Origin of the sequence: Nocardioides sp. ChNu-99, assembly GCF_029493445.1 — a bacterium.
Taxonomy (GTDB): domain Bacteria; phylum Actinomycetota; class Actinomycetes; order Propionibacteriales; family Nocardioidaceae; genus Nocardioides.
In genome coordinates this window covers 65,235-87,154 of record NZ_JAHWBL010000003.1, presented here as the reverse complement: position 1 = coordinate 87,154, position 21,920 = coordinate 65,235, and the positions used below count along the sequence as shown (strand labels likewise).

Here is a 21,920-nt window from a genome sequence, read left to right as displayed (position 1 = left end):
CGACGAGCCGGGGCCGTGAGGCGGATCGCCCGCTCAGCCGTTGCCGAGGGCGGCAGAGATCCGCGCGTAGCGGTCCGCGGGGTCGAGCGTCAGCCCCGACTTCACGAACCTCGCCCAGTCGTCGCCCAGGACCTCCTGGGCACCCGACTCGACGGCGTCGAGCCCCGCACCGGCCAGCTCGGCAGGGCTGATCTTGGGCGCCGGCACGCCCTTGGCCATGTCGGTGTCGACGAGGCCCATGTGCACCCCGACGACGTGGGTGCCCTGCGCCGCCAGCTCGAGCCGGGTGCTGTCGGTCAGCATCCACGCCGCCGCCTTCGACGCGGCGTAGGCGCCGGCGCCCGGGGCCGTGAACCACGACAGCGCCGAGACGACGTTGACGATCGCGCCGCCGCCGTTGGCAGCCAGGACCGGCGCGAACGCGCGCGTCATCAGCAGCGGGCCGTAGAAGTTGGTGTCCATCTCGCGCCGGATGGCCGCCTCGTCGCCCGTCACCAGCGCGGTGCCGGTGGAGATGCCCGCGTTGTTGACGAGCACCTGCACGTCGCCCGCGGCCCGGGCCGCGGCCTCGACCTGGGCGGCGTCGGTGACGTCGAGCGCGATGGGCTCGACGCCGTCGGTCTCGACCGTGCTCGCGTCGCGGGCTGCGGCGTAGATCTTGGCGGCCCCGCGCTCCTTCAGCAGCTCGACGAACGCGGCTCCGATGCCCCGGTTCGCTCCCGTGACGAGTACGACCGCACTCTTCAGCTCCATGACGACCTCTTTCTGTAGTGACCACTATTGATCGAGGTGCGACCGTAGCACGTTCCGTAGCGACCGCTACGTTATGATCACCGTCATGGCCGGCCGACCCCGCAGCTTCGATCGCGACGCAGCGCTCGCCGTCGCCGTCGAGCAGTTCTGGCGGACGGGGTACGACGAGACGTCCGTCGCGACGCTGACCGCGGCCATGGGCGTGTCGCCGCCGAGCCTCTACGCGGCGTTCGGGGACAAGCACCGCCTGTTCGAGGAGGCTGCGGCCACCTACTTCCGCCGTACCTGCGAGGGCCTCGACGCCGCGGCTGCGTTGCCGACGGCCCGCGAGGCCGTCACGCGCATGCTCGACGACACCGCGCGCGCCCACACCGATGCGGGCACCCCGCCCGGCTGCCTCATGCTCACCGAGCCGCGGCTCACCGCGCAGCGCGAGGAGCTGCACCGGCGGCTGCAGGAGCGGCTCGACCGCGGGGTGCGTGACGGCGACCTGCCGCCGGACACCCGCACCGAGGCCCTGGCGTCGTTCCTCGTGGCGGTGCTCCGCGGCATGTCCGGCTGCGCCCGCGACGGCGGGACCATCGACGACCTGAGAGCGATCGCGCAGACGGCCATGGCCGCCTTCCCCCCGCCGTCGGGGGGTTGAGCGGGGCGCCGGAAAGGTCGTACCCGCAAGCCGCCACTTCCGGGTGGAAGCTTGGCGCCGGAAGTGGCGGGTTCCCCGGTGCACCGGGGAACCCGCCACCTGTGCGGAGGTCCGCTGAGCAGACGTCGAGCAGCAGACCTCCGCGCAGTCGCACCCCGAGTCTCGGCGGGCGAGCGCCCCCTTCAGCCCGCGAGCGCCCCCGCGAGCCAGCCCTGCGCGAAGCGCTGCCACTCCTCGCTCTGCCCGCGCCACGCCTGCCACACCTCGCGCGGGGTCATGCCGGGCGTCAGCAGCGCGGCCCGCGAGGCGTCGGCGCTGACGAGCACGACGCGGCCGGGCGCGTCGTACGGCACGTGCGAGCGGGCCCACGTCGCGAACCAGATCTGCTGCACGTGGTCGCCGTCGGTCAGCAGCTGCGTGCCGTCGGCGGAGAGCCGCACCTCGAAGGGCCGTTGCCCCGGCTCCTCCACCCGCACGCCGACGCGCCGGCTGCGCGGGATCCGCCGCCGCACGTCCACCGCGACGGCCTCGGGCCACCACAGCAGGGCGGCGTCGAGGAACGCGTCCGGCGTCAGCCGGATCGCGCCGTCGGGGGAGTAGATGCACGCGGTCACGTCCACCGCACCAGTCTGCGGTACGGCGGGGAGCCGGCCCCGCAGGGCGGCCCCGGCGATCCCTGGCCCCCTGAGTCGGTGCCCGGATCAGTGCCCGGCTCAGTGCCCGGCGACCACGCCCTGCGGCGCGGCGGCGGGCTTGCGGACCAGCGGGGCGATCGCCACGAGCAGCAGCGACACGAACGCGCCGACGAGGAACGCGGTGTGCACGCCGTCGGTGGTGGCCGCCGCGGCGGAGGCGCCGTCCTCGGCGGACCGCGTCGCCACGACCGTCATCACGGTGACGAACAGCGCCGTGCCGGCCGCCCCGGCGACCTGCTGGAACGTGCCGAGCACCGCCGAGCCGTGCGCGTAGAGCTCCGGGCGCACGGCGCCGAGGCCCGAGGTCATGAGGGGCGTGAACGTCGCGGCCAGGCCGAGGCAGAGCACCATGTTCGCGCCGACGAGCCAGCCCATCGTGGTCTGCTCGTCCACGGCGGTCAGCATCCACAGGGCTGCGCTGACGAGGATCGTGCCCGGCACGAGCAGCACGCGGGGGCCGCGGGCGTCGTACACGCGCCCCACGAGCGGGCCCGCCAGGCCCATGAGGAGGCCGCCGGGCAGGGTGATGAGACCCGTGCGCGTCGGGCCGTAGCCGAGCACCGTCTGCGCGAAGTAGGGCACCAGGATCAGCGTGCCGAGCATCGCCGCCATGGCCACGAGCATCGCCAGCATCGCGACGCAGAACTGGTACGACGAGAACACCCGCAGGTCGAGCAGCGCCCGGTCCTCGCGGGCCAGCACGAGCTGGCGGGCGACGAACGCGGCGAGCGCCACGGCGCCGACGACGAAGGGCAGCGCGACGGGAACCGCCTGGTCGGAGCCCTCGGCCGCGTGGCCCAGGCCGACGAGACCGTAGACGAGGCCGCCGGAGCCGAGCACCGCGAGCGGCACGGAGACGAGGTCCACCGACGCCTTGCTCGTGGGCGCCACCGAGCGCACCATCCGCAGGCCGACGACGAGCGCGGTGAGCGCGATCGGCAGCACGAGACCGAAGACCCAGCGCCACCCGAGGTGGTCGAGCACGAGGCCCGAGACGGTCGGGCCGAGCGCCGGCGCCACCGCGATGACGATCGAGATGTTGCCCATCATCACGCCGCGGCGCGCGGGCGGGACGATCGTCATGACCGTCGTCATCAGCAGCGGCAGCATGATCGCGGTGCCACTGGCCTGCACGACCCGGGCGAGCAGCAGCACGCCGAAGCCGGGCGCGGACGCCGCGATCGCCGTACCCACGCTGAACAGCGACATCGCGAGCCCGAACAACGGGCGGGTGCCGAGGCGCTGGATGAGGAAGCCGGTCAGCGGGATGACCACGCCCATCGTCAGCAGGAACGCCGTCGTCAGCCACTGGCCGGTACTCGGCGCGACGCCCAGCTCGGTCTGGAGCACGGGCAGCGCCACGCTCATGACCGTCTCGTTCAGGATGACGACGAAGCTCGCGACGAGCAGGACGCCGATGACCACGAGGTCGTGGCGGGCCAGTCCGGCCTCGGCCTCGGTCGCGACCGCGGAGGTCTCGAGGGCGTGCGACTGCGTCATGGTGGTGCTCCTGCCTCGGGTTCCCGCTCGCCTCGGTCGAGGCCCGGAGGGGTACGCCGCCCGTCACCGCCGCGGGTGGCGGCGGGCGCGCGGCGGCGCCGGTGGTGCTGCGTCGGGGGTGTCGACCCCTCACGCTCCCAGAACTCATCGCCCGCAGCGAGCGAGTTGTTCCCTTGAGGCTTCCTTGAGAGATCCTCGACGCCGCCTTGAGGATCGACTAGGGTCGTCCTGCCTCCCCTCCGCACCGCCGGACGGGGAGGTCCATGACGCCTTCTCGTCCGACACGGGGGACAGAAAGACGACGCCATGACCCCTCCCCGCGGCCCCCTCCTGCTCGGCGCCCTCGTCGGCGTCCTCGCCCTCGGCTCCGCCGGCGTCCGACCCGCCGACGTGCTCGCCACCGACACGGCTCCCCCGAGCGCGGCCACCGCGACCCGGGCGGGCACCGCCACCGAGCTCCGCGTGGACCTGGGCGGCGTGGCGATCCGCGACACGCTCCCCGCCACGTCCGTCACCACCTACACCTGGACGCCGGGCGACACCCAGGTCGCGTCGTGGCGCACGGTCGCCGACGGGGCGGGCCTCCCGCAGACGCTGGCCCCCGGGCCCGCCCTGCCCACGCGCCCCGTGGTGGGCGGCGAGGAGCTCGTCGTCGGCGCCGAGGCGCCGGGCGCGTTCCCCGTCGTGGGGTTCGGCGGCGCGCTGACCGACTCCGCGGCGCAGCTCATCGACACCTCCCCCCACCGCGACGCCCTCCTCGCAGAGCTCTTCTCCGACGACGGCGCCGGGTTCGACGTCGTGCGGGTGCCCATGGGCGCGAGCGACATGGTCGCGACCGGCGAGCACCGCAGCCTGGCCCACACCCCCGGCCCCGACCCCGAGCTGCGCAGCTTCTCGATCGCCCGCGACCTCGAGCACGTGGTGCCGGTCCTGCAGGACGCCCTCGCGCTCAACCCCGACCTCGTCGTCGTGGCGGCGCCGTGGTCCGCGCCGGGGTGGATGAAGGTCGGCGGCCGCTACACCGGGGACTGCTGGGGCAACCGCAACCACCTGCGCGACGACGCCTACGGGGTCTACGCGCAGTACTACGTGCGCTTCCTGCAGGCGTACGCCGACCACGGCGTCGACGTCGACCAGGTGTCGCTGGGCAACGAGCCGCAGCACTGCAACAGCTCCTACCCCACGATGACGATGTCGTCGGCCGAGCAGGCCCGGCTCGCCCGCGAGCTGCGCCCCGCGCTCGACGCCGCCGGCCTCGCCGACGTCGAGGTGCTCGGCTGGGACCACAACTACGTCGACCAGGGCACCGACCGCCCGACGACCTACCCCGCCGAGCTGCTGGCGGCGGCCGACGGCACCGTCGACGCCATCGGCTACCACTGCTACGAGAGCGGCCTGCGCCGGGAGCCGGCGGCGACGCAGACGCGCGCCGTACCGGCCTGGATGACCGAGTGCACCGGCAGCCTCCACTGGGACGACACCCGGCACAACCTCGTCAACGAGATGCACCTCGCCCTGCTCGACCCGCTGCGCCACGGCGCTGTGTCGTCCCTCTACTGGAACCTCGCGCTCGACGCCTCCGGCGGGCCGCGGCTCGGGGGCTGCACCGCCTGCCGCGGCATGCTCGAGGTGCGTCCCGACGGCTGGCAGCCGAACGAGGACCTCGCCTACTGGTCCCACCTCTCGCGGTTCGTGCAGCCCGGGGCGGTGCTGCGCACCTCCACCCAGCGCGACCGGGTCGAGACCGTGGCCTACGCGAACCCCGACGGCAGCCAGGTGCTCGTCGTGCTCAACGGCTCGTGGTCGGCCCAGGACTTCGACGTGCCGCCCGACGAGCCGGCGCCGACCGGGGAGCCGACCGGGGAGCCGACCGGAGAGCCGACCGGGGAGCCGACCGGGGAGCCGACCGGGGAGCCGACCCCGGTCGACCCGGTGCGCCCACGGCTCGACGAGGTGCTCGGCGGGGTGCTCGGCCTGCTGCGCGGACTGCTCGGCCCCTGACGCCGCCGCGCCTCCTAGACTCGGTGGCCGTGACCTCCGCCTCCGTGCCGCCCGTCCCGCCCGAGCTGGCCGCGCTGCGCTCGAGCATCGACAACATCGACGCCGCCCTCGTGCACCTGCTGGCCGAGCGCTTCAAGTGCACCCAGCAGGTCGGGGTGCTGAAGGCGCGCGAGGACCTGCCCCCGGCCGACCCGGCCCGCGAGGAGCGTCAGATCGCACGACTGCGCGAGCTCGCCCTGGCCGCGGGGCTCGACCCCGTGTTCGCCGAGAAGTTCCTCAACTTCGTCATCGCCGAGGTGATCCACCACCACCAGCGGATCGCCGAGGAGGCCTGAGCCCCGCCGGCCCGCGCCGGCCCGCGCCGCCCCGCCGTACCCCGGCTCAGTCGGTGAGCGCCTGCACGACGAAGGTCGCGAGCTCCGCGTAGGCCTCGGCGTCGGCGAGCTCGAGGCGCTCGAACATCCGCCCCCGCTGGATCTCGAACATGGTCGCGGCGACCATCTCCCCGACGAACGCCGCGTGCACCTGGCGCAGCTCCCCCGACGCCACGCCCTCGGCGATCAGCCCGCGGATCCGCTCGGCCGCGGCCTGCGTGTTGCGCCGGTAGACCGCGTCGGTGGCGGGCAGGCGCGCGATGTCGGCGAGGAAGACCTCCGACAGCGACTGCAGCCGGTCGGCCACGGCGCGCAGGTAGGTCTCGATGCGGGCCGCGGCGCCCTCGACGCCCGCGAGCCGGGTCTCGACGATGTCGACCGCCCGCCGGAACGACTCCCGCACGACCTCGACCGCCAGCTCCTGCTTGGAGCCGGCGAGGGAGTAGAGCGTCGTCTTGGAGCAGCCCAGCCGCACCGTCAGCTCGTCGAGGGTGAAGGCCGCGAAGCCCTCGGCCTCGCAGAGGTCGACCAACCGGTCGAGCAGCTGCTGCTGCCGCGCCGTGCGCTGCGGCCGCGTCGTGCCCGCCATCCCCTCGCCTCCTCCGTCCGTCGTACCGTACGCTGCACGATACCGCAGGACTCTTCACAGTATCGTCACCGCCGCACCGTCCAGCCGCCCCGTCGGGGCCCGGGACCGCCAGGAGGAAGCCATGCCCGCCCGTCGTCTGCTCCCCGACCAGGAGTCCGCCGACCTGCTCGCCCTCGTGCGCGAGCTCGTCGCCAAGGAGCTCGCCCCGCGTGCCGCGCAGGCCGAGGAGGACGCCGCCTTCCCCCGCGACGTGTTCCGCCTGCTCGGCCAGGCCGGCATCCTCGGCCTGCCCTACCCGGAGGAGGTCGGGGGTGGCGGCGTCAGCTACGAGGTCTACCTCCAGGTGCTCGAGGAGATCGGGCGGGCCTGGGCCAGCGTCGGCGTCGGCGTCTCCGTGCACGCGCTGTCCTGCTTCGGCCTCGCCACCTGGGGCAGCGAGGAGCAGAAGCACCAGTGGCTGCCCGACATGCTCGGCGGCGAGATGCTCGGCGCCTACTGCCTCTCCGAGGCCCACGCCGGTTCCGACCCCGCGGCCATGCGGACGACGGCGCGCCGCGACGGCGACGCGTACGTGCTCGACGGGGCCAAGGCGTGGACGACGCACGGCGGCCAGGCCGACTTCTACAAGGTCATGGCGCGCACGTCCGACGAGCGCAACGGCATCTCGTGCTTCCTCGTGCCCGCGGACACGCCCGGCCTCGTCGCCGACAACCCCGAGCGCAAGATGGGCCTGATGGGCTCGACCACCGCCACGATGCTGCTCCAGGGCGTGCGGGTGCCCGTCGAGCGGCGCCTCGGCGCGGAGGGCGACGGGCTGCGGATCGCGCTGGCGGGCCTCGACTCCGGCCGCCTCGGCATCGCGGCCGTGGCCACGGGGCTGGCGCAGGGCGCCCTCGACGCCGCACTGGCCTACGCGCAGCAGCGCGAGGCGTTCGGCCGTCGCATCATCGACCACCAGGGGCTGGGCTTCGTGCTCGCCGACATGGAGGCAGCCGTGCACGCCGCCCGCGCCGTCACGCTGCACGCCGCCCGCCTGCGCGACCAGGGCCTGCCCTTCAGCCGCGAGGCCTCGGTCGCCAAGCTCGTCGCCACCGACAACGCCATGAAGGTGACCACCGACGGCGTGCAGGTGCTCGGCGGCGTCGGCTACACCCGCGACTTCCCCCTCGAGCGCTACATGCGCGAGGCGAAGGTCATGCAGATCTTCGAGGGCACCAACCAGATCCAGCGCATGGTGATCGCCCGCTCGCTCGACGCGAAGCCCGACGCCGGGCTGGTCGTCGCCCGCTGACGCGGGTACCGCTCCCCCGCACCCGTCCGCCGTACCCCCACCGCACGACCCACCTCCGAGGAGACCCACCCATGCAGCTCGCCGACACCGCCGCCATCGTCACCGGCGCCGCCTCCGGGCTCGGCGCGGCCACCGCCGCCGCCCTCGCCGCGAAGGGCGCGCACGTCTTCGGCCTCGACCTGGGCTCGGCGGTCCAGGCCGCGCCGTCGGTCGACGGCGTCACCTACCTGCCGACCGACGTCACCGACGCCGAGCAGGTCGCGGCCGCCGTGGCCACCGCCGCGGAGGGCGCGCCGCTGCGCACCGTCGTCAACTGCGCCGGCATCGGCCCGTCGGCCCGGATCCTGTCCCGCAAGGGCCCCCACGACCTCGGCCTGTTCGCGAAGGTCGTGCAGATCAACCTCGTCGGCACCTTCACCGTGATGACGCTCGCCGCCGAGCAGATCGCCGCCACCCCCGAGCTCGAGCACGGCGCCCGGGGCGTGATCGTCAACACCGCGTCGATCGCCGCGTTCGACGGCCAGGTCGGGCAGGCGGCGTACTCCGCCTCGAAGGGCGGGGTCGTCGGCCTCACGCTCCCGGCGGCGCGTGACCTCGCCCAGCACGGCATCCGCGTCAACGTCATCGCGCCCGGCATCGTCGAGACCCCGATGCTCGCCACCGTGTCCGACGAGTTCCGGGCCGGGCTCGCGGCCGGCGTCCCGTTCCCGCAGCGTCTCGCCCGCCCCGACGAGTTCGCCCAGCTCGCCCTCGCGATCATCGACCACGACTACCTCAACGGCGAGGTCGTCCGCATGGACGGCGCGCTGCGGATGGCGCCGCGCTGAGGACCGCTAGTCGCGGCCGTTGACGATGCCGCGGGCGAGCGTCAGGTGGCGCCGCACCAGCTCGTCAGGGCTCAACGGGCCGTCGGGGCGGTACCAGGACGCCACCCCCAGGCAGAGCGTCGCGACACCGCGGCTCGCCGCCTTCGGGTACGGCGTGGTGAACGTGCCGTCCGCGGCGCCCTCCTCGACCACGTCGTCGAGGAGGTGCTGCAGCGCGTCGCGCAGGCCGACCACGTGCTCGCGGTTGGCCGGCGTGAGGCTGCGCAGCTCGCTCGTCGCGACGAAGGCGTGCTCGGTGCGGAACATGTGGAAGCGCAGGAGACACTCGACGAGGGCGTCGAAGCGCTCCGCCGGGTGGTCCCCGGTGCTGGCGAGCGCGTCGGTGCAGCGGCGCAGCAGGTCGGTGAGCACCGCGTCGAGCAGGGCACGGAGGATGTCCTGCTTCGACGCGTGGTGGTGGTAGAGACCGGGTACCGACAGTCCGGCGCGCGCGGCCAGCTCCCGGATCGACGCGCCGTGGTAGCCCTGCTCGGCGAAGGCCTCGAGGGCGCCCTGGAGCACCCGCGGCAGCTCCACGGCGTCGTACTCGCGCCAGGTCCCGTCCCCCGCTGCCATGACGAGCACCCTAGACGGGAGGGCCCGCCGCGCCGCTCCGGCGCACGGTCCCGGCGCCCGCGTCGGCCGGCCGGGCGCCCACCTGATGGTCTTGCGGAGTGACGCACGCAACACCGGACGTCACTTGCCGGTTCAAGGGAGCAGCCCTCACAGTGGACGGCTGTAAGTCCTCGCCGCGTCGGCGGGGCCGCCCAGGACGCGCCGAGGCCCGCCACGACCTGGGGAGAAACTGATCGCGTCCAGCGCGTGGCGGGCACGGGAGACCCAGCAGTACGCCGCCCCTCGGGGGTGCGGCTCGGGGTGAAGGTCGGTAGTCGCAGCGATGCGGCCCGGCCCGGACAACGGCAGTCCGAACCCGACAGGTCATCTTTCGCAGGCGTCGCCGAGGAACCCGAGATGTCTCTTTCCCCCGTCATGCCTGCGCGCGTCCACGCCGCCGGCGTCACCACCTCCCCCGACACCGCGGCGGCCCCCCGCCACCGCGCCGACGGCCGGGCCCGGCTCACCGCCCCCCGCGCCACCACGGCCGGCCCCGGCGTCGTCCGTCGCTCCGCCACCGCGACCGGCCTGGCCGTCGCGGCGGTCGTCTCCAGCGCCGCGCTCAGCGTCGGCGTGACGGCCGAGCCCGCCGCGGCGTACCCGGCCGGCATGAGCTCGTCGGCCAAGGCCTCCTACGAGCGCCAGATCGACCAGCGCAACTACCGCGTGCTCAAGGCCGCGCAGGCCCTGCGGGGCGTGAAGTACCGCTACGGCGGCACCACCCCGAGCAGCGGGTTCGACTGCTCCGGCTTCGTGGGCTACGTCTACGACAAGGTCGGCAAGGACCTGCCGCGCACCTCGAGCCAGATGGCGTCGTCGGTGCACCAGATCAGCCGCGCCTCGGTGAAGACCGGCGACCTGGTGTTCTTCCGCAGCGGCGGCCGCGTCTACCACGTCGCGATCTACGCCGGGAACAACAACGTGTGGCACGCCCCGGGCAGCGGCGAGCGCGTCAAGCTCGAGCGCATCTGGACCTCGAACGTGACCTTCGGTCGCGTCTGAGCGCCACCCCCCGCTCCGCTCCGTCCGGTCGGCGGCACCCCCTAGGGTGCCGCCGACCGGCGTCTGCAGGGGCCGTCGGCAGAACTCGGTGACCGAGGAGGGTCCGTGCGAGGTCGGGGTGTGGCGGTGGTGCTCGCGGCGGTCGCCGTGCTGGCCGTCTGGCTGGCGGGCCGCTCGGCCCAGGACGGCGCGGGCGGGCCGGGGGGTCCGGGCGAGCCCGACCCCGGTGCCGGTACGACGCCCGCGACGTCGGCGACCCTGGTCGCCGTCACCGACGGCGACACGCTGCGCGTGCGCACCGTCACCGGCGCCGAGGAGCGGGTGCGCCTCGTCGGCATCGACACCCCGGAGGTGCACGGCGACGTCGAGTGCGGCGGGCCGGAGGCCTCGGCGCTCGTGGCCGACCTCGTGCGCCCCGGCGACGCCCTGCGCCTCGTGGCCGACCCGACGCAGGACGACACCGACCGCTACGACCGGCTGCTGCGCTACGTCGAGACCGCCGACGGCACCGACCTCGGCGAGGCCGTGCTGGCCGCCGGCTGGGCGGAGGTCTACGTGTTCGACACCGAGCCGCAGCGGCACGGTGCGTACGCGGCGGCGCAGACGGCGGCCCGCGACGGCGACCGGGGGATCTGGGGCGCCTGCTGAGCCCGGACGCCCGGGGCCGGGGCCTGCTCAGGTGCCGAGGTAGCGCCCGGGCCGGTGGTTGAGCGCCAGCACCAGGTTCAGCACGGCCGCGCCCACCGCGGAGAGCAGCACGTTCTCCACGGGCACCACGGTGAGGCCGCCCAGCACGACGGCGACGTCGAGCACCATCTGCACGTAGCCGGCGCGCCAGCCCAGCCGCTCCTGCAGCAGCAGGGCCACCACGTTGAACCCGCCGAGGCTCGCGCCGTGGCGGAAGACGATGAGCAGCCCGATGCCGATGAGCAGGTTGCCCGCCACCGCGGCGTACGGCGCCGCCAGGTCGGCGAACGACGCCATCCGCTGGTGCAGCTCGGAGAAGGAGCTGACGAGCACGACGCACGCGAGGCTGCGCAGCGTGAACGCCCAGCCCTTCTTGGCCACCGCGAGCGCGAAGAACGGCAGGTTCACGCCGACGAAGAGCACCCCGAACGGCACGGCGACGGCGTAGCTGAGCAGGAGGGCGAGCCCCGCCGTACCGCCGGTGACGGCGTCGACCTCGCGCAGGAGGAGCAGGCCGAGGGACACGACGAAGGTGCCGGTCAGGACGCCGAGGACGTTCTCGGCGGTCGAGTGGGGCACGGGCTCGACGGCGTTCACGGGCTGGACTGTGCTGGGCGCGGGCGCCCGCTGGCAAACCGGGACCGAGTATCACGCGCAGGGGCCGGGGTCCCGCACTCCCGGGCGTGTGCGAGCATCAGCGGCACACTGACGCAGCGCACTTACGCAGTGCGCCGACGGAGAGGATCCGGGCATCATGGTGAACGTGGCAGCGGCGCTCGACGAAGCCGGCCTGACCAACCCGCACGTGCGGGAGTACGTCGAGCACTGGGCGGAGGTGACCGGGGCCGCGCGCATCGAGGTGGTCAGCTCCTCCGACGACGCCCGCCTCGTCGCCGAGGCCCTCGAGGCCGGCGAGCTCCAGCCCGCCGGCGAGGGGCGCTACTACTCCCGCAGCTACCACAAGGACACGGCGCGCTCCGAGGAGCGCACGATCGTCGCGACCAACGACGAGGCCCACCAGGGCGTCTACAACAACTGGCGGCCCGCGGCGGAGATGAAGGAGCTGCTCACCTCGAAGATGCGGGGCCAGCTCGAGGGCCGCACGATGTACGTCGTCCCCTACCTCATGGCGCCGCAGGGCTCGCCGCTCGAGCGCTTCGCCGCCGGCGTCGAGCTCACCGACACCCGCACCGTCGTGCTCCACATGATCCGCATGGCGCGCGTCGAGGTCTCCTACATCAACGAGCTGGCCGACCCGGACTCGTTCGTCCGCGCCGTCCACGTCGCCGGCGACCTGGAGAGCCACGGCCAGGGCACCCCCGACGACCAGCGCTACTTCGTGACGGTCGCCGACGAGCGCACGATCCTGCACTTCGGGTCGTCCTACGGCGGCAACGCCCTGCTCGGCAAGATCGCCCACGGCCTGCGCCAGGCGGCGTTCGACGGCTGGGCCTCGGGCGAGTTCCTCTCGGAGCAGTTCATGCTGCTGGGCATCACCGACCGCGAGACGGGCCGCCGCTACCACGTGGCGGGCGGCTTCCCGAGCGCGTCGGGCAAGACGAACCTGGCGATGACGCTGGCCCCCGAAGCCCTGGGCGACCGCTACCACGTCGAGTTCTACGGCGACGACATCGCCTGGATCTGGCCCGGCGCGGACGGCCGGCTCTACGCGATGAACCCGGAGAACGGCGTCTTCGGCGTCGCGAAGGACACCAACGAGCTGACGAACCCGACGGCGCTCGAGTCCATCGCGGACGGCACCGGCACGATCTTCACGAACGTGGCCTACAACCCCTCCACCCAGGAGGTGTGGTGGGAGGGCAAGACGCCCGAGCCGCCGGCCGACGTCACGGGCTGGTTCGACTGGAAGGGCGACGCGATCGCGGACCGCTCCGAGAGCGAGCAGGGCGCGCCCTGGGCCCACCCCAACAGCCGCTTCACCACGACGCTGGCGAACGTGCCCAACGTCGCGCCCGACTTCGAGGCGCCCGAGGGCGTGCCGCTCGACGCGATCATCTTCGGCGGGCGCACCCGCGACCGCGAGCCGCTGGTGCGGGCGATCACCGACGTGGCCGAGGGCGTGTACGACGGCCTCACCCTCGGCGCGGAGGCGACGTTCGCCGCCGACGGGCTCGACGGCCAGCTGCGCTACGACCCCATGTCGATGCGACCGTTCATGTCGTACGCCGAGGCGGACTACGCGAAGCACTGGCTCGACATCGTCGGCCGGGCCAGCGACCAGCCGATCTTCGCGCACGTCAACTGGTTCCAGCGCGACGCCGAGGACGGCCACTTCCTGTGGCCCGGCTACCGCGAGAACCTGCGCGCCCTGCTGTGGCTCGTGCAGCTGAAGAACGGCGAGGTCTCCGGACAGCAGACGCCGGTCGGCACGATCCCGACGCGCGAGGAGCTCGACCTGTCGGGCCTCGACGTGCCCGACGCCGACCTCGAGCGCATCCTGTCGATCGACACGGAGCGGTGGCGCCAGGAGATCGGGTTCCGCGAGGAGCACCTGCGCCAGTTCACCGGGCTGCCCGAGGAGATCTGGGAGGCCCACCGCCGCGTGGCCGCCGCCCTCGGCGAGGGCTGAGCCCCGCCGTACCCCCCCGTTCGTGGTGGGAGCGCCAGGAGATCCGTGGCGCTCCCACCACGTTCCACGTCCGGGGCCGGTCAGCCCCGCAGAGCGGGCACCCCGCACCGCATGGCGGGCGCGCTGTCGAGCGAGAGCCGCGCTCCGGCGACCTCCGTGCCGGCGAGGGCGAGCAGCGGGTTGATGAGGCCGTTGCTGAGGCTCGTGGGGTTGCCCGGGTCGAGGAGCGCGTTGACCGCTCCCTTGACCGACGCGTCGAGGAACGCGCTGGCCTCCGCCGTGCTGAGCCCCACCCAGGCGCCGAGGGTGCCGTTGAGCAGCCCCAGGTGGGCCACGACGCTGGCGCCGGCGTTGACGGTCGGCGGGGCGGCGGTGATGCCGCCGGTGGTCGTCGGGTAGGCGGTGTCGAACTGCCGGGGCGGCACCGTGATCGTGTAGTCGGCGTTGCCCGACGGGCTGATGGTGGCGGTGACGTTGACCGTGGCGTTCACGTCGACCTGCACCTCGGCCAGCGAGACCATGCCGAGCAGCTTGACCTTGACCCGCAGGGAGGTGCGGATCGGCGTCTGGAACTTCACGGTCGCGAGACCGTTGCGCACCTCGAAGGTGGCGCTGGCGGGGTCGCCGCACACGATGCGCTTCAACGTCGTCTGCGTCGGCGCGAGCGAGAGGTCGAGCCCCAGGTGGTTGGGCTGGTGGACGGTGAGGTTCACCGGCGCCGAGACGATGCCGGGGACCGAGGCGAGCCCGACGACCACGTTGGACGGGTTGAGCGAGGTGTCGACGTGCACGCCGAGCTGCTCGGTGTCGCCCGGTCGCGCCGTGGAGTTCGGCTCCCCCGGGCGGCCGCAGAACTGCCGCGGCCCCTGGATGAGCTTCAGCGCGATGTTGGTGTTCGCCAGGCCCGGCAGCAGCGCACCCGTGTAGAGGTTGAGGGTGTTCTGCCCGTTGATGAGCAGCATCGAGCCGGCGACGAGGTCGAGCGCGTTGTAGCGCGCCCCGAGCACCGCGCCGGAGCCGGTGGCGACGCCGAGGATGCGGCCCACGTCGAGGGTCACGTTGGCGTTCACCCAGGTGCGCAGGGCGTTGAGCGCGGTGACGGTCGTGCCGCTGGTGCCCGCGGGCAGCGCGTTCAGCACGGCCAGGTAGTAGCTCTTGGCGCTCACGGTCGTCCTGGCGAGCTGGTTGAGGGTGCCGACGCCCAGCTCGGCGGCGAGCCGGTCGAGGTTGACGGCGACCGCGGCCAGGCCGGTGTAGTCGAGCGCCGCCAGCGTCGCGTTGCTCTGGCCGATCCGGCGCAGCACCGGGTTGAGCAGCGGCGAGCGGCCCGTGCGGACGAGCGCGGCGTACGAGCCGACCTGGTAGCACGCCGAGGAGGTCGAGGCGGCCACCGCCGAGCGGGAGGCGAGGCCGTCGCCGTCCGCGACGACGTACCCCACCGACGAGGCGGCGGTGACGCGCACGGCGGTCGGCACGGCGGAGTCGAGCACCGGCCGGAACGTGCCCGTGACCGTCATCTCGCCCAGCTCGAAGGAGAGCGTCGGGGGCTCGCCCAGGGAGTCGCCGTTGCGGGTCAGGGCCTGCTGCACCTCGTCGGCCACCGCGGTGCGCACCTGCGCGCCGGTGCGGCCGTCGAGGTGGCGCGACGCGTCGAGCGCCGCGACGTCCGCGACGGCCTGCAGGTCCCGGCGCATGACGCGCTGCATGCCGATGTCGACGACGAGCGAGGTGATGGCGAGCACGAGCGCGACGAGCAGGCCGACCATCACGGCGACGGCGCCGCGCTGGTCCTGCGCGCGGGAACGATGCCGAACGTGCCTCACGGGGCACCTCCATCCGAGAGCGAGCCGGCTCGCGGCAGGGGGGTTCGCGAGCGTAGGGCCAGATCGGCCCGCCGGGCGGCGACCTGAGGCAACCGGAGGGTGGACTTCGTCACGAGCACGTCACACGGGCCCACCACACTGGCGCCCATGACGAGCGAGACGAGCAGGACGCCCGACGCATCGACCTTCGGCGGCGGCGTCCGCTCGGACTCGACCCATGCGGCGCTGCGGGCCTCCGTGCGCCAGCTGACGACGCTGCTCGGCGAGGCCGTCGCCCGGCACGAGGGCGCCGAGGTGCTCGATCTCGTCGAGCGCGTGCGTCACCTCGCCCGCCAGCCGAGCGACGCCGACCTCCGCTCGGTGCTCGACGCGGTCGAGCCGGCCACCGCCGTGCTGCTGGCGCGGGCGTTCACGGCGTACTTCCAGCTCGTCAACACCACCGAGCAGCTGCACCGCTGGCAGGAGGAGGTCGACGAGGAGGGCCCGCTGGCGGCGACCGTCGGCCGCATCGCCGCCGCGCTCGAGGAGGGCTCGTTGTCGCGCGAGGAGCTCGGTGAGCTGCTCGGCCGGGTCGAGTACCGCCCCGTCTTCACCGCCCACCCCACCGAGTCCAGCCGCCGCACGGTGCTGCGGCTCCTGCGCAAGGTCGCCGAGGTCGTCGAGGCGCTCGAGGACCCCCGCCGGTCCGCGTCCCTGCGCGCCCGCGACGAGCGGCGCCTCGCGGAGCTCGTCGACCTGCTCTGGCAGACCGACGAGCTGCGGGTGGCCCGTCCCGAGCCGGGCGACGAGGCCCGCACGGCCGTGTACTACCTGCGCTCCCTGGCCGGCGAGGTCGTGCCCGAGCTGCTCGAGGAGCTCGACCGCCAGCTGGCCACCCTCGACGTCGCCCTCCCCGCGACCGCCCGGCCGCTGCGCTTCGGCACGTGGGCCGGCGGCGACCGCGACGGCAACCCGAACGTCACCCCGGCGGTCACCCTGGACGTCCTGCACCTGCAGCACGCCGCCGGACTGGCCGAGCTCGTCACCGCCACGGACGAGCTGCTCACCGAGATGACGGCGTCCACCCGGGTCGTCCAGCCGTCGCCCGCGCTGCTGGCCAGTGTCGAGGAGGACGCCCGCGCCCTGCCCGTCACCTGGGAGAGCGTCCGTCGGCTCAACGCCGAGGAGCCCTACCGCCTCAAGCTCAGCTTCGTCCGCGTCCGCCTGCTGCGCACCCGCGACCGGCTGCGCGAGGGCAGGCCGCACGAGCCCGGTCGCGACTACCTGTCCTTCGACGACCTCGTGGCCGACCTCGCGCTCGTGCGGGACTCGATGCTGGCCGCGGGCGACCGCCTCACCGGGGACGGCGCGATCCTGCGCCTGCTGCGCACGGCCGTGGCCCTGGGCGCCGGCCTCGCCACGCTCGACGTCCGGGAGCACTCGGCCCGCCACCACGCGGCGCTCGGCGAGCTGCTGGACCGCACCGGCGAGCTCGACCGCCCGTACGCCGACCTCGACCGCCCCGCCCGCATCGCGGTGCTGCGCCGCGAGATGGCGGCTCGGCGTCCGCTCACCGGCGCGGGCACCACCGGCCTCGGCGAGGCCGCCACCGCGTCGCTGGACCTGGTGCGCACCATCCGCGCGGCGCTCGACACCTACGGCGACGGCGTCATCGAGACCTACATCGTCTCCATGACGCACGACGTGGACGACCTGTACGCCGTCGTCGTGCTGGCCCGCGAGGTGGGGTTGGTCGACCTCGGCGGCGAGGAGGCGACGGCGCGGATCGGCTTCGCGCCGCTGTTCGAGACCGTCGCCGAGCTCGAGGCGGCCGGACCGCTGCTGGACGCGCTGCTCTCGGAGCCGTCGTACCGACGGGTCGTCGCGGCCCGCGGCGACGTCCAGGAGATCATGCTCGGCTACTCCGACTCCTCGAAGGACGCCGGCATCGCCGCCTCGCAGTGGCAGATCCACCGCGCGCAGCGCGCCCTGCGGGACGTGGCCGCCCGCCACGGCGTCGGACTGCGCCTGTTCCACGGCCGCGGGGGTTCGGTCGGCCGGGGCGGCGGCCCGACCGCCGAGGCGATCACCAGCCAGCCCGACGGCTCGCTCACCGGCTCGATCAAGATCACCGAGCAGGGCGAGGTCATCTCCGACAAGTACGGCCTGCCGGGCCTGGGGCGCCGCAACCTGGAGGGGGCCCTGGCCGCGGTCGTCGAGGCGACGCTGCTGCACCGCACCTCGCGGTCGCCGGCCGAGGTCCGCGAGCGGTGGGACGGCACCATGGACGTCGTCGCCGCGGCGGGGCAGGACGCCTACCGCGCGCTCGTGCGCGACCCGGCCCTCGTGCCGTTCTTCGTCGCCGCGACGCCCGTCGACGAGCTCGGCCGGATGAACATCGGGTCCCGGCCGGCCAAGCGCCCCGGCGGCGCCGGTGGCCTCGACGACCTGCGGGCCATCCCGTGGGTCTTCGGCTGGACGCAGTCGCGGTTCATCCTCCCCGGCTGGTACGGCGTGGGGTCGGGCCTCGCGGCCGCGGTCGAGGCCGGGCACGAGGAGACGCTGCGCGAGATGTACGGCTCCTGGCCCTTCTTCCGCACCTTCCTCTCGAACGTGCAGATGACCCTGGCCAAGACCGACCTCGCCATCGCGGCGGAGTACGTCGCGGCGCTCGTGCCCGACGACCGGGCCGGCCTGCTCGACGTGGTGCGAGCGGAGCACGGGCGCACCGTCGAGCAGGTCCTCGCCGTCACGGGCCAGTCGTCGCTGCTGCAGGACGCGCCCGTCCTGCGGCGCACGCTCGAGCTGCGCGACTCCTACCTCGCCCCCCTGCACGCGCTGCAGGTGTCGCTGCTGCGGCGGGCACGCGCCGTACCCGAGGGGGAAGAGCCGGACCCGGACGTGCGGCGGGCGCTGCTGCTGACGATCAACGGCATCGCGGCCGGCCTCCGCAACACCGGCTGACCACCTCACGGCAACCCGGCGGGCTACCGAACGTCGGTGCGGCGAGGCAGTCTTTACCTCGGCCGGTCCCCGATCCCCGGCCCCCGGCGAAAGGACGCGGCGATGACTGCGACCGACCCCTCCCCCGACACCGCACTGGACGGCGTGGTCGACGACGCCCTCGGCTCGTACGGCGCCGTCGACGCTCTGCTGGCGCGGTACGACGCGGTGCGGGCCCACACGGAGCGGCTCGCGGAGCCCCTCTCGCCCGAGGACCAGACGGTGCAATCGATGCCCGACGTCTCCCCGACGAAGTGGCACCGGGCGCACGTGACGTGGTTCTTCGAGACGTTCCTGCTGGCCGACGCGGAGCCGGGCTTCGCGCCGTACGAGGACCGGTACTGGTTCCTCTTCAACAGCTACTACGAGTCCCTGGGCCCGCGGTACTCCCGCCCCGACCGCGGGCTCGTCACCCGGCCGGGGGCCCACGAGGTCGGCGCGTTCCGCCGCAATGTCGACGAGCGGGTGCGGGCCGTGCTCGCGGACGCCGACGAGGGCACGCTGCGGCGGCTGCTGCCGACCGTCGAGCTCGGGTTCCACCACGAGCAGCAGCACCAGGAGCTGCTCCTGATGGACATCAAGCACGTGCTCTCGCGCAACCCGATGGAGCCGGTGTACGCCGGCGCCCCCGGCCCGCTCGCCGCGGCCGACCCCGGCCCGATGGGCTGGGTCGACGTCGAGGGCGGACTCGTCGAGGTGGGACACACCGGCGACGGCTTCTGCTTCGACAACGAGCTGCCGCGCCACCGGCAGTGGCTGGAGCCCTACCGCCTCGCGGACCGCCTCGTCACCAACGGCGAGTGGATGGCGTTCATGGCCGACGACGGGTACGCGCGGCACGAGCTGTGGCTCTCCGACGGCTGGGGGCGCGTCAAGGCGGAGGGCTGGCGTGCGCCGTTCTACTGGACCGAGCGCGACGGGGCCTGGTTCGAGCACACCCTGCACGGCACGCGGCCGGTCGACCCGACGCTGCCGGTGGCGCACGTCAGCTTCTACGAGGCCGACGCGTTCGCGTCCTGGGCGGGGGCGCGGCTGCCGAGCGAGGCGGAGTGGGAGCACGCGGTCGTCACCGACGGCCAGGCCGAGGTCGTCGCGGGCAACCTCGCCGACACCGCGACGTGGCACCCGCGCCCGGCCGCGCCCGCCGCTGCGGGCGGGCCGCGGCTGCGGCAGGTGCACGGCGACTGCTGGGAGTGGACCTCGTCGGCCTACCACGCCTACCCGGGCTTCCACCCGCCCGAGGGGGCGATCGGGGAGTACAACGGCAAGTTCATGTCGAACCAGATGGTGCTGCGGGGCGGCTGCGCGCTGACCCCGCCGGGCCACGCCCGCACGACGTACCGCAACTTCTTCCCGCACGCCTCCCGCTGGGCGCTGTCGGGCGTGCGGCTCGCCGACGGCGGCGCCCCGGTGGGGGTGGGCCGATGAGCACCGCCACGGAGGCCCTCGCCGCCGACGTCCGCCGGGGGCTCGGGTCGCGCCCGCTGCGGCTGCCGCCGCGCTGGCTCTACGACGACGTCGGCTCCGAGCTGTTCGACGCCATCACGCGGCTGCCGGAGTACTACCCGACCGAGGCCGAGCGCTCGATCCTCGCCGAGCACGCACCCGCCATTGCCGCGGCCTGCGACGCGGCGACGCTCGTCGAGCTGGGGTCGGGCACGAGCGACAAGACCCGGCTGCTGCTCGACGCGCTGACGGACTCCGGCCGCAGCCACGGGCCGCTGCGGGGCTTCGTGCCGCTCGACGTCGCCGAGGCCACGCTGCAGGACGCGGCGGTCCGCATCGCCGACCGTCACCCCGGCCTGGAGGTCACCCCCGTGGTCGGGGACTTCACGACCCACCTGGCTCGGCTGCCCCGCGGACCGGAGGTGGGCCGCCGGGTCGTGGCGTTCCTCGGCAGCACGATCGGCAACCTGTACGTCGAGGAGCGCGGCGCCTTCCTCGGCGCGCTCGCCGACTCGCTCGAGCCGGGCGAGTGGCTGCTGCTGGGCACCGACCTGCTCAAGCCGGTCGAGCGGCTCGTGGCGGCGTACGACGACGCCAGCGGCGTCACCGAGCGGTTCGTGCTCAACACGCTGCGGGTGCTCAACCGCGAGCTGGACGCCGACTTCGACCTCGACGCGTTCTCCTACGCGCCGCTGTGGGACCCGCGGCTGGGCCGGATGGACCTGCGCGTGCGCAGCGACCGGCCGCAGCACGTGCGGATCCCGGGGGCCGGGCTCGAGCTCGACCTGGGCTCCGGGGAGGAGATCCAGGTGGAGATCTCGACGAAGTTCAGCCGCGAGCAGGTCGCGGCCGAGCTGGCGGGTGCGGGGTTCGTCGTCGTGAGGGCGTGGACCGACGCGCCCGGGGACTTCGCGCTGACCCTGGCGCGGCGGGCCTGACCGGGGGGCCGGGCCTTCCGTGGTCCGGGCGCCCGGTCGGCGTATGGCGGGTGCGTCCTAGGCTGCGGGGGTGCTCGCCACCACCCGTGACGGATCCGTCTCGCTCCTGACCCTGCAGCGCCCCGAGCGCCGCAACGCGCTCTCCCTCGAGCTGTGCCGCGCGATAGCGGCGGCGGCCCAGGAGGAGGTCGACGCCGGCGCCCGCGTGCTGGTGCTGACCGGCGAGGGCTCGTCGTTCTGCTCGGGCGCCGACCTCGGGGGCGTGTACGGCGACGAGTTCCTCGAGGCGCTCTACGGGATGCTCCACGGCCTGACCCGCCTGCCGGTGCCGGTCGTGGCGGCGGTGAACGGTCCGGCCATCGGCGCCGGCACCCAGCTGGCGCTGGCGGCGGACCTGCGCGTGGCCGACGCGGGCGCGCGCTTCGGCGTACCGACCGCGCGCAACGGCATGGCCGTCGACGCCTGGACGATGCGCACCCTGCAGGAGGTCGCCGGCGGGGGGCTCGCGCGGCGGCTCATGCTCGCCGCCGAGACGGTCGACGTGGACGAGGCGGTGCGGTACGGCCTCGTCGACCGCACCGGCACCCTCGACGACGCCCTGGCCTGGGCCGCCGAGATCGCGACGTTGGCGCCGCTGACGCTGGCCCACAACAAGCTGGTGCTCAACGGCGGCAGCGACGAGGACGTCGCGCGCACCTTCGCCGCCTGCTGGGCGAGCGAGGACGTCCGCGAGGCCGCCGCCGCCCGCAGCGAGAAGCGCACGCCGGTGTTCCGCGGGGTCTGAGGTCCCGGACCCCGTTCGTGGTAGCAGCGCCAGGGTTTCCGTGGCGCTGGCACCACGAATGCCGGGCGCTCAGTCGCCCGGGGAGGCGTCCGGCTCGGGCGGGGGCGCCGCGGGGGCGGCCCGCCGTACGACGACGGCCCCGGTGACGAGCCGCAGCACGGCGAACAGCGCCGCTGACGCCACGACGGCCCCGGCGCCGTAGGTCGACAGGAAGCGGGCGGCGGCGATCCAGTCCTCGCGGGTGCTCCCGGCGACGTCGCGGGCCACGATCACGCACGACGGCCGGCGAGCAGCAGGGTCAGCACCCTGGAGGCCACGCGTCGCTCCACGTCCCGCAC

General features: G+C 74.2%; 20 protein-coding genes. 12 read left to right on the top strand and 8 right to left on the bottom strand.

Annotated features, from left to right (window positions below):
- Nucleotides 1–33: 33 nt before the first annotated feature.
- Complete coding sequence (locus tag KK617_RS02235; RefSeq protein ID WP_277497773.1) at nucleotides 34–753, bottom strand: SDR family oxidoreductase; 720 nt, start codon at nucleotides 751–753, stop codon at nucleotides 34–36.
- An 85-nt stretch (nucleotides 754–838) separates the two neighbouring features.
- On the opposite strand from KK617_RS02235, the gene KK617_RS02230 reads away from it, so the two are divergent.
- Nucleotides 839–1,399 (top strand): TetR/AcrR family transcriptional regulator, encoded by a 561-nt coding sequence (locus KK617_RS02230; RefSeq protein ID WP_277497772.1) that lies wholly within the window; start codon nucleotides 839–841, stop codon nucleotides 1,397–1,399.
- A 182-nt stretch (nucleotides 1,400–1,581) separates the two neighbouring features.
- On the opposite strand, the gene KK617_RS02225 is transcribed toward KK617_RS02230, so the two are convergent.
- Nucleotides 1,582–2,019 carry a hypothetical protein gene (locus tag KK617_RS02225; RefSeq protein WP_277497771.1) on the bottom strand — a complete coding sequence of 146 codons (438 nt, stop codon included), beginning with the start codon at nucleotides 2,017–2,019 and terminating at the stop codon, nucleotides 1,582–1,584.
- A 93-nt stretch (nucleotides 2,020–2,112) separates the two neighbouring features.
- Nucleotides 2,113–3,594: an MDR family MFS transporter gene (locus tag KK617_RS02220; RefSeq protein ID WP_277497770.1), complete on the bottom strand. Its 1,482-nt coding sequence runs from the start codon at nucleotides 3,592–3,594 to the stop codon at nucleotides 2,113–2,115.
- Between the two features lie 306 nt (nucleotides 3,595–3,900).
- On the opposite strand from KK617_RS02220, the gene KK617_RS02215 reads away from it, so the two are divergent.
- Both KK617_RS02215 and KK617_RS02210 read left to right on the top strand, forming a co-directional pair.
- Entirely contained in the window at nucleotides 3,901–5,595 is a 1,695-nt protein-coding gene (locus KK617_RS02215) for a glycoside hydrolase family 30 beta sandwich domain-containing protein (protein WP_277497769.1), read from the top strand.
- Between the two features lie 44 nt (nucleotides 5,596–5,639).
- A complete protein-coding gene (locus tag KK617_RS02210; RefSeq protein ID WP_301800871.1) occupies nucleotides 5,640–5,930 on the top strand; it encodes a chorismate mutase in 291 nt (96 codons plus the stop codon).
- Nucleotides 5,931–5,976: 46 nt separating this feature from the next.
- Here KK617_RS02210 and KK617_RS02205 read toward each other — a convergent pair whose 3' ends face one another.
- Nucleotides 5,977–6,558, bottom strand: coding sequence for a TetR/AcrR family transcriptional regulator (locus tag KK617_RS02205; RefSeq protein WP_277497767.1), 582 nt, complete (start codon nucleotides 6,556–6,558; stop codon nucleotides 5,977–5,979).
- 121 nt (nucleotides 6,559–6,679) lie between these two features.
- On the opposite strand from KK617_RS02205, the gene KK617_RS02200 reads away from it, so the two are divergent.
- Both KK617_RS02200 and KK617_RS02195 read left to right on the top strand, forming a co-directional pair.
- Nucleotides 6,680–7,849, top strand: coding sequence for an acyl-CoA dehydrogenase family protein (locus tag KK617_RS02200; protein ID WP_277497766.1), 1,170 nt, complete (start codon nucleotides 6,680–6,682; stop codon nucleotides 7,847–7,849).
- A gap of 71 nt (nucleotides 7,850–7,920) precedes the next feature.
- Nucleotides 7,921–8,676, top strand: coding sequence for an SDR family NAD(P)-dependent oxidoreductase (locus KK617_RS02195; protein ID WP_277497765.1), 756 nt, complete (start codon nucleotides 7,921–7,923; stop codon nucleotides 8,674–8,676).
- A 6-nt stretch (nucleotides 8,677–8,682) separates the two neighbouring features.
- Here the strand turns inward: KK617_RS02195 and KK617_RS02190 are convergent, their stop codons facing one another.
- Complete coding sequence (locus KK617_RS02190; RefSeq protein WP_277497764.1) at nucleotides 8,683–9,291, bottom strand: TetR/AcrR family transcriptional regulator; 609 nt, start codon at nucleotides 9,289–9,291, stop codon at nucleotides 8,683–8,685.
- A gap of 396 nt (nucleotides 9,292–9,687) precedes the next feature.
- On the opposite strand from KK617_RS02190, the gene KK617_RS02185 reads away from it, so the two are divergent.
- Nucleotides 9,688–10,332 (top strand): C40 family peptidase, encoded by a 645-nt coding sequence (locus KK617_RS02185; protein ID WP_277497763.1) that lies wholly within the window; start codon nucleotides 9,688–9,690, stop codon nucleotides 10,330–10,332.
- 105 nt (nucleotides 10,333–10,437) lie between these two features.
- On the top strand, nucleotides 10,438–10,980 hold the full coding sequence (locus KK617_RS02180; protein WP_277497762.1) for a thermonuclease family protein: 543 nt from the start codon (nucleotides 10,438–10,440) through the stop codon (nucleotides 10,978–10,980).
- A 27-nt stretch (nucleotides 10,981–11,007) separates the two neighbouring features.
- Here KK617_RS02180 and KK617_RS02175 read toward each other — a convergent pair whose 3' ends face one another.
- Entirely contained in the window at nucleotides 11,008–11,616 is a 609-nt protein-coding gene (locus KK617_RS02175; RefSeq protein WP_277497761.1) for a YitT family protein, read from the bottom strand.
- Between the two features lie 157 nt (nucleotides 11,617–11,773).
- Between KK617_RS02175 and KK617_RS02170 the strand changes: the two genes are divergently transcribed.
- Nucleotides 11,774–13,609 carry a phosphoenolpyruvate carboxykinase (GTP) gene (locus KK617_RS02170; RefSeq protein ID WP_277497760.1) on the top strand — a complete coding sequence of 612 codons (1,836 nt, stop codon included), beginning with the start codon at nucleotides 11,774–11,776 and terminating at the stop codon, nucleotides 13,607–13,609.
- 80 nt (nucleotides 13,610–13,689) lie between these two features.
- On the opposite strand, the gene KK617_RS02165 is transcribed toward KK617_RS02170, so the two are convergent.
- A complete protein-coding gene (locus KK617_RS02165; RefSeq protein ID WP_277497759.1) occupies nucleotides 13,690–15,432 on the bottom strand; it encodes a pilus assembly protein TadG-related protein in 1,743 nt (580 codons plus the stop codon).
- 147 nt (nucleotides 15,433–15,579) lie between these two features.
- On the opposite strand from KK617_RS02165, the gene ppc reads away from it, so the two are divergent.
- The 4 genes from ppc to KK617_RS02145 all read left to right on the top strand — a co-directional run bounded on the left by ppc (nucleotide 15,580) and on the right by KK617_RS02145 (nucleotide 21,582).
- Nucleotides 15,580–18,375, top strand: a complete 2,796-nt coding sequence (gene ppc, locus KK617_RS02160) for a phosphoenolpyruvate carboxylase (protein ID WP_277497758.1) — start codon at nucleotides 15,580–15,582, stop codon at nucleotides 18,373–18,375.
- 102 nt (nucleotides 18,376–18,477) lie between these two features.
- A complete protein-coding gene (gene egtB, locus KK617_RS02155) occupies nucleotides 18,478–19,842 on the top strand; it encodes an ergothioneine biosynthesis protein EgtB (protein ID WP_277497757.1) in 1,365 nt (454 codons plus the stop codon).
- A complete protein-coding gene (gene egtD, locus KK617_RS02150) occupies nucleotides 19,839–20,798 on the top strand; it encodes an L-histidine N(alpha)-methyltransferase (RefSeq protein ID WP_277497756.1) in 960 nt (319 codons plus the stop codon). The genes egtB and egtD overlap by 4 nt, the downstream gene beginning before the upstream one ends.
- 70 nt (nucleotides 20,799–20,868) lie before the next feature.
- A complete protein-coding gene (locus KK617_RS02145; RefSeq protein ID WP_277497755.1) occupies nucleotides 20,869–21,582 on the top strand; it encodes an enoyl-CoA hydratase in 714 nt (237 codons plus the stop codon).
- Between the two features lie 69 nt (nucleotides 21,583–21,651).
- Here the strand turns inward: KK617_RS02145 and KK617_RS02140 are convergent, their stop codons facing one another.
- Entirely contained in the window at nucleotides 21,652–21,855 is a 204-nt protein-coding gene (locus KK617_RS02140; protein WP_277497754.1) for a hypothetical protein, read from the bottom strand.
- Nucleotides 21,856–21,920: the final 65 nt, after the last annotated feature.

Excerpts from the sequence above, each read along its gene's own strand:
- egtD (WP_277497756.1), top strand. The coding sequence starts at position 19,839 with ATGAGCACCGCCACGGAGGCCCTCGCCGCCGACGTCCGCCGGGGGCTC.
- ppc (WP_277497758.1), top strand. The coding sequence starts at position 15,580 with ATGACGAGCGAGACGAGCAGGACGCCCGACGCATCGACCTTCGGCGGC.
- KK617_RS02200 (WP_277497766.1), top strand. The coding sequence starts at position 6,680 with ATGCCCGCCCGTCGTCTGCTCCCCGACCAGGAGTCCGCCGACCTGCTC.
- KK617_RS02170 (WP_277497760.1), top strand. The coding sequence starts at position 11,774 with ATGGTGAACGTGGCAGCGGCGCTCGACGAAGCCGGCCTGACCAACCCG.
- KK617_RS02195 (WP_277497765.1), top strand. The coding sequence starts at position 7,921 with ATGCAGCTCGCCGACACCGCCGCCATCGTCACCGGCGCCGCCTCCGGG.
- KK617_RS02230 (WP_277497772.1), top strand. The coding sequence starts at position 839 with ATGGCCGGCCGACCCCGCAGCTTCGATCGCGACGCAGCGCTCGCCGTC.
- KK617_RS02190 (WP_277497764.1), bottom strand. The coding sequence starts at position 9,291 with ATGGCAGCGGGGGACGGGACCTGGCGCGAGTACGACGCCGTGGAGCTG.
- KK617_RS02205 (WP_277497767.1), bottom strand. The coding sequence starts at position 6,558 with ATGGCGGGCACGACGCGGCCGCAGCGCACGGCGCGGCAGCAGCAGCTG.
- KK617_RS02235 (WP_277497773.1), bottom strand. The coding sequence starts at position 753 with ATGGAGCTGAAGAGTGCGGTCGTACTCGTCACGGGAGCGAACCGGGGC.
- KK617_RS02220 (WP_277497770.1), bottom strand. The coding sequence starts at position 3,594 with ATGACGCAGTCGCACGCCCTCGAGACCTCCGCGGTCGCGACCGAGGCC.
- KK617_RS02215 (WP_277497769.1), top strand. The coding sequence starts at position 3,901 with ATGACCCCTCCCCGCGGCCCCCTCCTGCTCGGCGCCCTCGTCGGCGTC.
- KK617_RS02185 (WP_277497763.1), top strand. The coding sequence starts at position 9,688 with ATGTCTCTTTCCCCCGTCATGCCTGCGCGCGTCCACGCCGCCGGCGTC.
- egtB (WP_277497757.1), top strand. The coding sequence starts at position 18,478 with ATGACTGCGACCGACCCCTCCCCCGACACCGCACTGGACGGCGTGGTC.